Origin of the sequence: Serratia ureilytica, from assembly GCF_017309605.1 — a bacterium.
In the GTDB taxonomy this organism is placed as follows: Bacteria; Pseudomonadota; Gammaproteobacteria; order Enterobacterales; family Enterobacteriaceae; genus Serratia; species Serratia ureilytica.
The window spans coordinates 3,063,417-3,077,220 of the sequence record NZ_CP071320.1 but is presented as its reverse complement, the minus strand read 5'-3'; the positions used below and the strand labels follow the sequence as shown (position 1 = coordinate 3,077,220).

Here is a 13,804-nt window from a genome sequence, read left to right as displayed (position 1 = left end):
GAATATTGGTGAAAGGAGCCGTTTTACGGCCTTTTTCTTTGACTCTATGTCGTTACAAAGTTAATATGCGCGCCCTATGCAAAAGGTAAAATTACCCTTGACCATTGATGCGGTACGTACCGCTCAGAAACGCCTGGACTATGCTGGTGTCTATGCGCCTGAGCAGGTTACTCGTGTTGCCGACTCCGTGGTCAGTGTGGATAGTGATGTTGAGGTGTCGTTGTCGTTTAATATCGACAATCAACGCCTCGCGGTGATAACAGGGCATGCGGACGTCACGGTAACGTTGATGTGCCAACGCTGTGGAGTCCCGTTCGAACATCAGGTTCACACAACATATTGTTTTAGCCCGGTCGTCAATGATGAGCAGGCTGAGGCATTACCGGAAGCGTACGAACCGATCGAAGTTGACGAGTTTGGCGAAGTCGATCTGTTGGCAATGATTGAAGACGAAATTATTCTTTCACTGCCTGTCGTTCCGGTACATGAATCTGAACACTGTGAAGTGTCCGAAGCGGACATGGTATTTGGCCAACTGCCTCCCGAGGCGGAGAAACCGAATCCGTTTGCCGTATTAGCCAGTTTAAAGCGTAAGTAATTGAGGAGTAAGGTCCATGGCCGTACAACAGAATAAACCAACCCGTTCCAAGCGTGGCATGCGTCGTTCTCACGATGCTCTGACCACGACTACTCTGTCTGTAGACAAAGTATCCGGTGAAACTCACCGTCGTCACCACATCACTGCCGACGGTTTCTACCGCGGTCGCAAGGTTATCGGCTAAGTAGCGATACCTTGACTCGTCTAACCCTGGCGTTAGATGCAATGGGCGGGGACTTCGGTCCCTGCGTCACAGTGCCTGCTTCGTTGCAGGCACTGGCCTCTAATTTACAGCTTCATCTCTTGCTGGTCGGTAATCCCGACGCCATCTCCCCTTTGCTTGCCCACGCCGATCCGGTTCTTCTGGAGCGTCTGCAAGTCGTGCCCGCCGAGTCTGTGATCGCCGGCGACGCCAAACCCTCACAAGCGATACGCGCCAGCCGCGGCACGTCGATGCGCATTGCGCTCGAACAGCTCAGCAGCGGCAACGCGCAGGGCTGCGTCAGCGCCGGCAATACCGGCGCGCTGATGGGATTGGCGAAGCTGTTGGTCAAGCCGTTGGAGGGCATTGAGCGCCCGGCGCTGATGACGGTGATCCCGAACCAGCAGCGCAGCAAAACCGTGGTGCTGGATCTGGGCGCCAACGTCGAGTGCGACAGCACCATGCTGGTGCAGTTTGCCGTGATGGGCGCGGTGATGGCGGAAGAGGTGATCGGCATTGCGCAACCGCGGGTGGCGCTGCTGAATATCGGCGAAGAAGAGACCAAAGGCCTGGATAATATCCGCGAAGCGGCCGCTGTGCTAAAAAATACTCCGGCAATCAACTATATTGGTTACCTGGAAGGAAACGAACTGCTCACCGGCAAGACCGATGTGTTGGTCTGCGACGGCTTCGTGGGCAACGTCACGCTGAAAACCATGGAAGGGGTGGTCAGGGTGTTCTTATCGCTGCTGAAATCGTCCGGCGATGGAAACAAGCGAGCCTGGTGGCTGAAATTGTTGGGCCGTTGGTTGCAAAAACGGGTGGTCAAGCGGTTCGGCCACCTGAACCCCGACCAGTATAATGGCGCATGTCTGTTAGGATTGCGCAGCACCGTAGTCAAGAGCCACGGCGCTGCGAACCCTCACGCGTTTGCAGTCGCAATCGAACAGGCTGTGCAGGCGGTGCAGCGGCAAGTCCCGGAAAGGATTGCTGCGCGCCTTGAGGCTGTATTACCTAAGAGTGACTGATCGTACATGTATACAAAGATTCTCGGTACGGGGAGTTATTTGCCCGTACAAGTGCGCACCAATGCTGATTTGGAAAAAATGGTGGATACCTCTGACGAGTGGATCGTCACGCGTACCGGTATTCGCGAACGTCGCATCGCCGCTGCGGATGAAACCGTCGCGACGATGAGCTTCCAGGCCGCTGAGAAAGCGCTGGAAATGGCAGGTGTGGCTAAAGAAGACATTGGGCTTATCGTCGTGGCGACCACCACGACGACTCACGCGTTCCCGAGTGCGGCGTGCCTGGTGCAGCAAATGTTGGGCATCAAAGACTGCGCGGCGTTCGATCTGGCTGCGGCCTGCGCCGGCTTTACTTATGCGCTCAGCGTGGCCGATCAGTACGTGAAAAACGGCGCGGTCAAACATGCGCTGGTTATCGGCGCGGACGTCTTGTCGCGCACGCTGGATCCTGAAGATCGCGGCACCATCATTCTGTTTGGTGATGGCGCAGGGGCGGTGGTGCTGGGGGCTTCTGAAGAGCAGGGCGTTCTGTCTACCCACCTGCATGCCGACGGCAGCTACGGCAGCCTGCTGACGCTGCCTTACAAGGATCGTCAGAATCAAGACAAGCCGGCCTATGTCACCATGGCGGGCAATGAAGTCTTCAAGGTTGCGGTCACCGAACTGGCGCGCATCGTCGATGAGACGTTGCAGGCCAACAACATGGACCGCAGCGAGCTGGATTGGCTGGTGCCGCACCAGGCCAACCTGCGCATCATCAGCGCAACGGCGAAAAAACTGGGCATGGGGATGGACAAAGTGGTGGTGACGCTCGATCGTCACGGCAACACCTCTGCCGCCTCGGTGCCTTCCGCACTGGACGAAGCCGTGCGAGACGGGCGAATTCAGCGTGGCCAGCTGGTGCTGCTGGAAGCCTTCGGCGGCGGCTTTACCTGGGGCTCGGCGCTGGTTCGTTTCTGATTTGAACAGGAATAAAAAATGACGCAATTTGCTTTTGTTTTCCCGGGCCAGGGGTCGCAGGCCGTTGGCATGCTGGCCGAATTGGCCGCACAGTTCCCGATCGTCGAAGAGACTTTCGGCGAGGCCTCTTCCGCGCTGGGTTACGATCTGTGGCAGCTGGTGCAGCAAGGCCCGGCGGAAGAGCTGAACAAGACCTGGCAGACCCAACCGGCTCTGCTGGCGGCTTCCGTGGCGATTTTCCGCGTGTGGCAGCAGCAGGGCGGTAAAGCGCCCGCATTGATGGCTGGCCACAGCCTGGGCGAATACTCGGCGCTGGTCTGCGCCGGCGTGCTGGACTTCAAGGCGGCGATCCGCCTGGTCGAGCTGCGCGGCAAGCTGATGCAGGAAGCGGTGCCGGAAGGCACCGGCGCTATGTACGCCATCATCGGCCTGGACAACGACGCGATCGCCAAGGCGTGCGAAGAGTCCGCGCAGGGACAGGTGGTTTCTCCGGTCAACTTCAACTCGCCGGGCCAGGTGGTTATCGCCGGCAATAAAGAAGCGGTTGAACGTGCAGGCGCCGCCTGTAAAGCGGCGGGCGCCAAACGTGCACTGCCGCTACCGGTGAGCGTGCCTTCGCACTGCGCGCTGATGAAACCGGCCGCCGACAAGTTGGCCGTGGCGCTGAAGGACATCACCTTTAACGCGCCGCAGGTGCCGGTGGTGAACAACGTCGACGTACGCACCGAAAACGATCCTGAAGCGATCCGCAGTGCGCTGGTGCGTCAGCTGTACAGCCCGGTGCGTTGGACCGAGAGCGTAGAATTTATCGCAGCACAGGGAGTGACGTCGCTGCTGGAAGTGGGGCCGGGCAAAGTGCTGACCGGTCTCACTAAACGTATTGTTGACACCCTGACGGCTGCGGCGGTGAACGACACCGCCAGCCTGTCGGCGGCGCTTGAACAATAAAGAGGAAAATGATGAGCTTCGAAGGTAAAATCGTTCTGGTCACCGGCGCGAGCCGCGGTATTGGCCGAGCTATTGCAGAAACGTTTGTGGCCCGCGGCGCCAAAGTGATCGGCACCGCGACCAGCGAGAGCGGCGCTGAAGCGATCAGCGGCTACCTGGGCGCAAACGGCAAAGGGTTTATGTTGAACGTTGTTGATGCGCAATCTATCGACAGCGTGCTGGCATCGATTCGCGCCGAATTTGGCGAAATCGACATTTTAGTGAATAATGCCGGCATTACGCGTGATAACCTGCTGATGCGTATGAAGGATGATGAGTGGGAGGATATCCTCGACACTAACCTGACTTCCGTATTCCGCCTGTCAAAAGCGGTAATGCGCGCTATGATGAAAAAGCGGTTTGGCCGTATCATCACCATCGGTTCCGTTGTCGGCACCATGGGGAACGCAGGGCAGGCGAACTACGCGGCGGCTAAAGCCGGTCTGATTGGTTTTAGCAAATCTTTGGCACGTGAAGTTGCTTCTCGTGGCATTACGGTCAACGTCGTGGCACCTGGCTTTATTGAGACGGACATGACACGGGCGTTGACAGATGATCAACGCGCAGGCATTTTGTCATCAGTTCCAGCCAACCGGCTGGGCGATGCTAAAGAAATCGCCAGCGCTGTTGCATTTTTGGCCTCTGATGAGGCCGGCTATATCACCGGTGAAACGTTACATGTCAATGGCGGCATGTACATGATTTAAAAAATGTGAAAACCATTTGCGTTATTTGAGGCAAAAACCGCAAAATAGCGTAAAATCGTGGTTTGACCAGCCGGGATTTAGTTGCATCTTTTTCAGCATTTTATACACTACGAAAACCATCGCGAAAGCGAGTTTTGATAGGAAATTTAAGAGTATGAGCACTATCGAAGAACGCGTTAAGAAAATCATTGTTGAGCAACTGGGTGTTAAACAGGAAGAAGTTTTGAACAACGCTTCTTTCGTTGAAGATCTGGGCGCTGATTCTCTTGACACCGTTGAGCTGGTAATGGCACTGGAAGAAGAATTCGACACCGAGATTCCAGACGAAGAAGCTGAGAAGATCACTACTGTTCAGGCAGCTATTGATTTCATCAACGCTAGCCAGCAGTAAGAGAACATATCTAGGCGGTCGTTCGACCGCCTAAGTTTTTTCTATCCCTAGTGTCATATTTTTCCCTCCCTGGAGGACAAACGTGTCTAAGCGTCGAGTAGTTGTGACCGGACTGGGCATGTTGTCTCCTGTCGGCAATACGGTAGAGTCCACGTGGAACGCTCTTCTTGCCGGTCAGAGTGGCATCAGCCTGATCGACCATTTCGATACCACTGCCTATGCGACCAAGTTTGCTGGCCTGGTAAAGAATTTTAATTCTGAGGATTTCATCTCTCGCAAAGATGCGCGCAAGATGGACGCCTTTATCCAGTACGGCATCGCTGCCGGCATGCAAGCCATGCAGGATGCAGGTCTGGACATCACCGAGGCTAACGCCAGCCGCATTGGAGCCGCGATCGGTTCCGGCATCGGCGGCCTGGGTTTGATTGAAGAAAACCACAGTTCACTGGTTAACGGTGGCCCACGGAAAATCAGTCCGTTCTTCGTGCCTTCCACCATTGTGAATATGATTGCAGGTCACCTGACAATCATGTACGGCATGCGTGGCCCAAGCATTTCCATCGCCACCGCCTGTACTTCAGGTGTACACAACATCGGCCATGCCGCGCGTATCATTGCTTACAATGATGCGGATGTGATGCTGGCCGGTGGGGCAGAGAAAGCCAGCACCCCATTGGGCGTCGGCGGCTTTGGCGCAGCGCGCGCCCTGTCCACCCGTAATGACAACCCGCAGGCGGCGAGCCGTCCGTGGGATAAAGACCGCGACGGCTTCGTGCTGGGCGACGGCGCCGGCATGATGGTGCTGGAAGAGTACGAACACGCGAAAAAACGCGGCGCGAAAATCTACGCCGAAGTGGTTGGCTTTGGGATGAGCAGCGATGCTTATCACATGACGTCACCACCGGAAAACGGCGCTGGCGCTGCGTTGGCGATGGAAAATGCCCTGCTTGACGCCGGTGTGACCCCGTCACAAATCGGTTACATCAACGCACACGGCACCTCTACGCCAGCGGGCGACCAGGCGGAAGCGCAGGCGGTGAAATCCGTGTTCGGCGCTGATGCCCAGCGTGTGCTGGTGAGTTCGACCAAATCGATGACCGGCCACCTGTTGGGTGCGGCGGGCGCGATCGAGTCCATCTTTACCGTGCTGGCGCTGCGCGATCAGGCGGTACCGCCGACCATCAACCTGGATAACCCGGATGAAGGTTGCGATCTGGACTTCGTGCCTCACGAAGCGCGCCAGGTCAGCGATATGGAGTACACCCTGTGTAACTCCTTCGGCTTCGGCGGCACCAACGGCTCGCTGATCTTCCGCCGAGTGTAACTCGCGAGGTTGTTCGCTGATGAAAAGCCCGGTTTTTAACCGGGCTTTTTTACGCCTGGCGTCCGGCCGTCAGCAGGGCTGCGTATTGCCTCGCCGCCTGCTATTCTGCGAGCGTAATGAAATCACCCGGCAACAGGAGGAAGCATGTACTGGATTAACGGACAACGCCACGATGCGCTGGCGCCGAGCGATCGTGGCCTGCAGTTCGGCGACGGCTGCTTTACTACCGCTCGGGTTATCGACGGTAAAATCGAGCTGCTGCCCTGGCATCTGGAGCGGCTGCAGCAGGCGGCCCAACGGCTGATGCTGCCCGCCACCGATTGGCCGGCTTTCGAGCGCGAGATGGCGCAGGCGGCAGAATCAATTTCGCTCGGCGTGGTCAAAGCGATACTGACGCGCGGCAGCGGTGGACGAGGCTATAGCCCGACGGGGTGCGAAAACCCGACGCGCATCGTCGCCCGCAGCAGCTACCCTGCGCACTATTTGCAGTGGCGCGAGCAGGGCATCACGCTTGCGCTCAGCCCGGTGGCGCTGGCGCGCAATCCGCTGCTGGCGGGGTTGAAGCATTTGAACCGCCTGGAGCAGGTGCTGATCCGCGCGCATCTTGACCAGACGGCCGCCGACGAGGCGCTGGTGCTTGACACTGCCGGTATGCTGGTGGAATGCTGTGCGGCTAATTTGTTCTGGCGTAAGGGAAAAGCGGTGTTTACCCCTGACCTGAGCCAGGCGGGCGTCGCGGGCCTGATGCGGCGACGGGTGATCGCGCTGCTGGCGGGATCGGAATACCGTCTGCACTGCGTCAGCGAGCCGCTGGAGACGCTGGCCGATGCCGACGAAGTCCTGGTGAGCAACGCGCTGATGCCGCTGCTGCCGGTAAACGTTGCTCAATCATGGCGTTATCATTCGCGCCAGCTGTATGATTTTTTGCGTCCACACTGTTAACCATGGCTGATTGATGAAGAAAAGAAAGCTGAAGGTCCTGTCTGTTATTGTTGTTCTGGCATTGGCGCTGCTGTTTTGGGGCTACCAGAAGATCGAACGCTTTGCCGATACGCCGCTGGCTATCCAGCAAGAGACTATCTTCAAACTGCCTGCCGGCACTGGCCGGGTGGCGCTGGAAGGGTTACTGGTGCGCGATAAACTGGTGCGCAGCAGCCACTGGTTCCAGTGGCTGCTGAAACTGGAACCGGAGCTGGCGGAGTTCAAGGCCGGAACCTACCGGTTCACGCCGGGCATGACGGTGCGCCAGATGCTGAAACTGTTGGCCAGCGGCAAAGAGGCGCAGTTCACCGCGCGCTTTATCGAAGGCTCACGCCTGCGTGACTGGCAGCAGGTGCTCCAGCAGTCCAAATACCTGAAACACACCCTGGCGGGCAAAAGTGACGCGGAGATCGCCACCGCGCTCGGCATTGCTGCAGGAGAAACTCCGGAAGGGCGGCTGTATCCGGATACCTACCAGTATACCGCCGGCATGAGCGACATCGCGCTGCTCAAACGCGCCCACGTCCGCATGAACAAAGCGCTGCAGGCCGCCTGGGACGGCCGCGACACCAGTCTGCCGTACAAAACGCCGGAAGAGCTGCTGACCATGGCATCGATCGTCGAGAAAGAGACCGCAGTGCCGGAAGAGCGCAGCAAGGTGGCGTCGGTGTTCGTCAACCGTTTGCGTCTCGGCATGCGTCTGCAGACCGATCCGACGGTGATCTACGGCATGGGCGAGAGCTATAATGGCAACATCACGCGCAAGGATCTGGAGACGCCGACGCCTTACAACACCTATGTGATCGCCGGCCTGCCGCCAACGCCGATCGCCATGCCGGGTGAGGCCTCGCTGCAAGCGGCTGCCAATCCGGCCAAAACGCCTTATCTCTATTTTGTCGCCGACGGCAAGGGTGGGCATACCTTCACCACCAATCTGGCGAGCCATAACCAGGCGGTGCGCGTGTACCGTCAGGCGTTAAAGGAAAAGAATGAAAAGTAAATTCGTTGTAATCGAAGGGCTGGAAGGCGCGGGCAAAACCACCGCGCGCGACACGGTAGTCAATGTGCTGCGTGAACATGGCATCAACGACATCGTCTTCACCCGTGAACCCGGCGGCACGCCGTTGGCGGAGAAGCTGCGCGACCTGTTCAAGCGCGGCATCGACGGCGAATTGCCGACCATCAAGGCCGAAGTCTTGATGCTGTACGCTGCGCGCGTGCAGTTGGTGGAAACCGTGATCAAACCCGCCCTGGCGCGTGGCGCCTGGGTGGTGGGCGATCGCCACGATCTCTCTTCACAAGCCTATCAGGGCGGCGGCCGTGGCGTGGATCCGCAGCTGATGACCTCGCTGCGCGACACCGTGCTGGGGGATTTTCACCCGGATCTGACGGTCTATCTCGATCTGCCTCCGCTGGTCGGCCTGCAACGCGCGCAGGCGCGCGGTCAGCTGGATCGCATCGAGCAGGAGGCGCTGCCGTTCTTCGAACGCACCCGCGCTCGCTATCTCGAACTGGCGGCGCAGGACGAAACGATCGTCACCGTCGACGCCGCCGAGCCGCTGGAGCAGGTGACTGCGGCGATCCGCGACTGCGTCAGCCACTGGCTGCGGCAGCAGGAAGGCGCATAATGAACTGGTACCCGTGGCTGAATGGCCCTTATCGCCAGCTGATTGGGCAGTACGCCGACGGCCGTGGCCATCATGCGCTGCTGCTGCATGCGGCGGCAGGCAATGGTGACGATGCGTTGGCCTACGGCCTGAGCCGTTGGTTGATCTGCCAACAGCGCAACGGCGAAAAAAGCTGCGGCGAGTGCCACAGCTGCCGGTTGATGCTGGCGGGCAATCACCCGGATTATCACGTGTTGGCGCCGGAAAAGGGCAAGAGCAGCCTGGGCATCGAACCGATCCGCCAGGTGATTGAAACGCTGTACGCCCACGCGCAACAGGGCGGCGCCAAGGTGATTTGGCTGCCGCAGGCCGAACAGCTGACCGAGGCGGCGGCCAACGCGCTGTTGAAAACGCTGGAGGAGCCGCCGGAGAAAACCTATTTTCTGTTGGGTTGCCGTGAGCCGTCGCGGCTGATGGCGACGCTGCGCAGCCGCTGCCTGTACTGGCATTTGGCCAGCCCGGATGAGCAGCTCAGCCTGCAGTGGTTGGGCCGGCAGGCGGCGGGCTCTCAGACAGACCGAGTCACGGCGCTGCGCCTGCACGACGGCGCGCCCCTGGCCGCCGAGCAGTTGTTGCAACCGCAGCAGTGGCAACAGCGCGGCGCCCTGTGCGCCGCATTGAGCGCCGCGCTGCCGCAACGCGATATGCTGTCGCTGTTGCCGGTGCTAAACCATGAAGACGTCGCCGAACGCCTGCATTGGCTGTGCGCGTTATTGGTGGACGCAATGAAGTGGCAACAGGGCGCGCATCACTATGTATTGAATCAGGATCAGCAGCCGCTGGTGCATCAGCTGGCCAGCCTGCTGAGCAGCTCCTCGCTGCAACAGATTGTGCAGCAGTGGCTGAACTGCCGTCACCAGCTGCTCAGCGTGGTGGGCGTCAACCGCGAGCTGCTGCTGACCGAACAGTTACTTCGCTGGGAACAGATGCTTGGCGCCGCCGGCTATTCCCAACCTCATTCGCTGTAAAGTATAAGAGTTAAAAATTATGTTGTTAGTCGATTCTCATTGCCACCTTGACGGTCTGGATTACCAAACGCTGCACCATAATGTGGACGACGCGCTGGCCAAGGCCAAGGCGCGCGACGTCGGCTATGTGCTGGCGGTCGCCACCACGTTGCCGGGTTACCGTTCCATGACCGAACTGATCGGCGAGCGCAACGATGTGGCTTTCTCCTGCGGGGTGCATCCGCTTAATCTGGAAGAGGGTTATGATTACGCCGAGCTGCGTCGCCTGGCGGCGGCGGAGCGGGTAGTGGCGCTGGGAGAGACCGGGCTCGATTACTTCTACCAGAAAGACAACCTTGAGCTGCAGCAGGACTCTTTCCGCGAACATATCCGCATTGGCCGTGATCTGAACAAGCCGGTGATCGTCCACACCCGCGAGGCGCGCGCGGACACGCTGGCGATCCTGCGTGAAGAGAACGCGCAAGACTGCGGCGGCGTGCTGCACTGCTTCACCGAAGATCTGGCCACGGCCGAAGCCTTGCTGGATCTGGGCTTCTACATCTCCTTCTCCGGCATCGTCACCTTCCGCAATGCCGAACAGCTGCGCGAAGTGGCACGCTACGTGCCGCTGGATCGCATGCTGGTGGAAACCGACTCGCCTTATCTGGCGCCGGTGCCGCATCGCGGCAAAGAAAACCAACCCGCCTATGTGCGTGATGTGGCTGAATACATGGCGGTATTGAAGGGCGTCAGCCTGGAACAGCTGGCCGAAGCGACCACCGCCAACTTTTCACGCTTATTTCACCTCGAACTGTGATCTTTGGCCTAGGCTATAGCGGTAGGTCATTGTCTGCGTAATTTTTTTTAAGCTCGTAATTAATCACTGAAACGGGTAAGGTTCGCTCCCGTTTCAGGGTGATTGGTGCGCGTTTTTTGCTCTGTTTTGCCAAAAAAACGCCGGTTTATGCAAAGTTGCCGCGGCTCGATCATCGAAACGTGATTGTCATCAAACATTGCGCAGACTATTTATTTTACTCTGCGTAATAAATTCAAGGGGTGCTCAGACACCCTGAATTGCAGGGGTTTTTCTCCCCCCCTTGCAGCGCGACCAATCGCGACAAGAAGTAGCAAAGCATTATTACTCAGGAGCACACTCAACTATGTTCAAGAACGCATTTGCAAACCTGCAAAAAGTAGGTAAATCGCTAATGCTGCCGGTGTCCGTGTTGCCTATCGCAGGTATCCTGCTGGGCGTCGGTTCCGCCAACTTTAGCTGGCTACCTGCGGTAGTCTCCCACGTGATGGCGGAAGCGGGCGGTTCGGTCTTCGCCAACATGCCGCTGATTTTCGCCATCGGCGTCGCCTTGGGCTTCACCAACAACGACGGCGTTTCCGCGCTGGCGGCGGTGGTGGCTTACGGCATCATGGTGAAAACCATGGCGGTGGTTGCGCCGCTGGTGCTGCACTTGCCGGCTGAAGAAATTGCGGCCAAACACCTGGCGGATACCGGTGTGCTCGGGGGGATTATCTCCGGCGCCATCGCGGCCTATATGTTTAACCGCTTCTTCCGCATTCAACTGCCGGAATACCTGGGCTTCTTTGCCGGTAAGCGTTTCGTGCCGATCATTTCCGGTCTGGCGGCGATCGTTCTGGGCGTAGTGCTGTCCTTCATCTGGCCGCCGATCGGTACGGCTATCCAGACCTTCTCGCAGTGGGCGGCTTATCAGAACCCGGTCGTGGCCTTCGGCATCTACGGCGTGGTTGAGCGTGCACTGGTGCCGTTCGGTCTGCACCACATCTGGAACGTCCCGTTCCAAATGCAAATTGGCGAGTTCACCAACGCGGCGGGCCAGGTATTCCACGGTGATATCCCTCGCTATATGGCGGGCGACCCGACCGCGGGCAAACTGTCCGGCGGCTTCCTGTTCAAAATGTACGGTCTGCCTGCTGCGGCCATCGCCATCTGGCACTCGGCCAAGCCGGAAAACCGCGCGAAAGTCGGCGGCATCATGATCTCCGCCGCGCTGACCTCGTTCCTGACCGGTATCACCGAGCCGATCGAGTTCTCCTTCATGTTCGTCGCGCCGATTCTGTACGTGATCCACGCTATCCTGGCCGGCCTGGCGTTCCCAATCTGCATCCTGTTGGGCATGCGTGACGGCACCAGCTTCTCGCACGGCCTGATCGACTTTATCGTACTGAGCGGCAACAGCAGCAAAATCTGGCTGTTCCCAATCGTCGGCATCATCTACGGTCTGGTGTACTACACCATCTTCCGCGTGCTGATTGCCAAGTTGGATCTGAAAACGCCGGGCCGTGAAGACACCGCTGCCGAGCAGTCTGCGCAGGGCGGTTCCGAAATGTCCGCGGCGCTGGTTCAGGCCTTCGGCGGCAAAGAAAACATCACTAACCTGGATGCTTGCATCACCCGTCTGCGCGTCAGCGTGGCCGACGTGTCCAAAGTTGACCAGGCGGGCCTGAAGAAACTGGGCGCAGCCGGCGTAGTCGTCGCTGGCTCCGGTGTGCAGGCCATCTTCGGCACCAAGTCCGACAACCTGAAAACCGATATGGACGAATACATCCGTAATCATTGATTCAGGCAGGGGAGTTATCGAGGGAGGCGAAAGCCTCCCTTTTTTTGTTGCCCCTGACCCGTCCTAAATAGCGTTGACACATTTTACTCACGCACAGAGGAAAATGTGATGAACCAGTATATTAAACGCACACAACGCGATTACTCTCTATCCTTTAAACTGGCCGTCGTCGAACAGGTCGAAAAAGGCGAAATGACTTGCCGTCAGGCCACAGACCGTTATGGTATCCAAGGCAACGTCACCGTCATGAACTGGCTGCGCAAATACGGTCAGCTTGACTGGCGGACTTCTCCTTCCACCAGAACGTGCGGAGACAACATGTCCAAACTCCCCCTGACGCCCGAACAGCGTATTAAAGAACTTGAGCAGCAACTGGCTGAATCTGAAGTCAAAGCCCAGTTCTTCGAAGTTGTCGTCAAAGTGATGAACACCGACTTTGGCGCCACGCTGACAAAAAAGCAGCTAACTGCCTTATCGCGCAAACACAAGTACCGGGACTCACAGTAACGCGGGCCTGCCGATGGATGGGCATCAGCCGACAAGCGTGGTATCAGTCCCTGCAGCGTGAAGCAGGCAAAGAGGAGCAGGCCCGGCATCTCGTCGAACAGGTGACGGCCATCCACTTGCACCAGCCCCGGCTGGGGACGCGTAAGCTGCATCACCTGTTGCGGCAACGCCCCGAACCGGCATTGCATGCGGGGCGCGACCGGCTGTTCAGTATCCTGCGCTGCGCGCGGTTACTGGTGATGCCTAAACGGGCATATCACAAGACGACGCAGAGCCATCATCGTTTTTATCGTCATCCCAACCTGCTGAAGGCGGGGAAAAATCAGGTCATAGCCAGCCGTCCGGAACAGGTATGGGTGGCGGATATCACCTACTTGCCGCTGAGAACGGGGACGACGTATGTCAGCCTGGTAACGGATGCCTGGTCGAGAAAAATCGTGGGCTATCACGTGCATGACAGTCTGCATACCCGGCATGTCGCCTGCGCGTTCAAAATGGCACTGGCCGGCAGACGCACGGCGTTGTCGTTGGTGCACCACTCGGATAGGGGGATCCAGTACTGCTCACAGGAATATCAGGCGTTACATCAGAGATATGGCATCACCTGCTCGATGACGGACGGGTATGACTGTTATCAGAACGCGCTGGCGGAACGGATAAACGGGATACTCAAAACGGAATACCTGCTCGGCAAACCAGAAGATATCGCGCAGGCAAGAAAGATGGTCAGGGAGTCGGTGAACTTGTACAACACACGGCCGCCGCACCTGTCGCTGAAATACAAAACGCCCGATGAGGTTCATCGGGCGTTATCCGGCTGAAAAGTGTCAATCTATATCAGGACTAGTCAAAGCCTTAAACCACCTACCTAAGGAGGCGGTGATTTATGTAATTTTTTTCAAAATAGAATT

General features: G+C 58.0%; 14 protein-coding genes and 1 pseudogene. All 15 read left to right on the top strand.

The window, feature by feature from the left end; genetic code table 11:
* Positions 1 to 76 precede the first annotated feature (76 nt).
* Complete coding sequence (gene yceD / locus J0X03_RS14435; protein ID WP_004927780.1) at positions 77 to 598, top strand: 23S rRNA accumulation protein YceD; 522 nt, start codon at positions 77 to 79, stop codon at positions 596 to 598.
* A gap of 16 nt (positions 599 to 614) precedes the next feature.
* Complete coding sequence (gene rpmF, locus J0X03_RS14430; protein WP_004927778.1) at positions 615 to 782, top strand: 50S ribosomal protein L32; 168 nt, start codon at positions 615 to 617, stop codon at positions 780 to 782.
* 11 nt (positions 783 to 793) lie between these two features.
* Positions 794 to 1,828 carry a phosphate acyltransferase PlsX gene (plsX, locus tag J0X03_RS14425; protein ID WP_071841648.1) on the top strand — a complete coding sequence of 345 codons (1,035 nt, stop codon included), beginning with the start codon at positions 794 to 796 and terminating at the stop codon, positions 1,826 to 1,828.
* Between the two features lie 6 nt (positions 1,829 to 1,834).
* Positions 1,835 to 2,788, top strand: a complete 954-nt coding sequence (locus J0X03_RS14420) for a beta-ketoacyl-ACP synthase III (protein WP_160204174.1) — start codon at positions 1,835 to 1,837, stop codon at positions 2,786 to 2,788.
* Between the two features lie 18 nt (positions 2,789 to 2,806).
* On the top strand, positions 2,807 to 3,736 hold the full coding sequence (fabD, locus tag J0X03_RS14415) for an ACP S-malonyltransferase (RefSeq protein WP_033642684.1): 930 nt from the start codon (positions 2,807 to 2,809) through the stop codon (positions 3,734 to 3,736).
* 11 nt (positions 3,737 to 3,747) lie between these two features.
* On the top strand, positions 3,748 to 4,482 hold the full coding sequence (gene fabG, locus J0X03_RS14410; RefSeq protein ID WP_004928729.1) for a 3-oxoacyl-ACP reductase FabG: 735 nt from the start codon (positions 3,748 to 3,750) through the stop codon (positions 4,480 to 4,482).
* Between the two features lie 154 nt (positions 4,483 to 4,636).
* Entirely contained in the window at positions 4,637 to 4,873 is a 237-nt protein-coding gene (gene acpP, locus J0X03_RS14405; RefSeq protein ID WP_004719003.1) for an acyl carrier protein, read from the top strand.
* A gap of 82 nt (positions 4,874 to 4,955) precedes the next feature.
* On the top strand, positions 4,956 to 6,197 hold the full coding sequence (fabF, locus tag J0X03_RS14400) for a beta-ketoacyl-ACP synthase II (RefSeq protein ID WP_033642685.1): 1,242 nt from the start codon (positions 4,956 to 4,958) through the stop codon (positions 6,195 to 6,197).
* Positions 6,198 to 6,341: 144 nt separating this feature from the next.
* Positions 6,342 to 7,139, top strand: coding sequence for an aminodeoxychorismate lyase (gene pabC / locus J0X03_RS14395; protein ID WP_033642686.1), 798 nt, complete (start codon positions 6,342 to 6,344; stop codon positions 7,137 to 7,139).
* Positions 7,140 to 7,152: 13 nt separating this feature from the next.
* Positions 7,153 to 8,178, top strand: a complete 1,026-nt coding sequence (mltG, locus tag J0X03_RS14390) for an endolytic transglycosylase MltG (RefSeq protein ID WP_160204175.1) — start codon at positions 7,153 to 7,155, stop codon at positions 8,176 to 8,178.
* Entirely contained in the window at positions 8,168 to 8,806 is a 639-nt protein-coding gene (gene tmk, locus J0X03_RS14385; RefSeq protein WP_060659665.1) for a dTMP kinase, read from the top strand. The genes mltG and tmk overlap by 11 nt, the downstream gene beginning before the upstream one ends.
* Positions 8,806 to 9,813, top strand: a complete 1,008-nt coding sequence (gene holB, locus J0X03_RS14380) for a DNA polymerase III subunit delta' (protein ID WP_033642689.1) — start codon at positions 8,806 to 8,808, stop codon at positions 9,811 to 9,813. The genes tmk and holB overlap by 1 nt, the downstream gene beginning before the upstream one ends.
* Positions 9,814 to 9,832: 19 nt before the next feature.
* The gene (locus tag J0X03_RS14375; protein WP_046686858.1) at positions 9,833 to 10,609 is read left to right on the top strand and encodes a metal-dependent hydrolase; all 777 of its coding nucleotides are present in this window, start codon (positions 9,833 to 9,835) and stop codon (positions 10,607 to 10,609) included.
* Between the two features lie 343 nt (positions 10,610 to 10,952).
* Positions 10,953 to 12,386: a PTS glucose transporter subunit IIBC gene (ptsG, locus tag J0X03_RS14370; protein ID WP_033642691.1), complete on the top strand. Its 1,434-nt coding sequence runs from the start codon at positions 10,953 to 10,955 to the stop codon at positions 12,384 to 12,386.
* 108 nt (positions 12,387 to 12,494) lie between these two features.
* Positions 12,495 to 13,740: pseudogene (locus tag J0X03_RS14365) on the top strand (IS3 family transposase).
* The last annotated feature ends 64 nt before the right edge of the window (positions 13,741 to 13,804 follow it).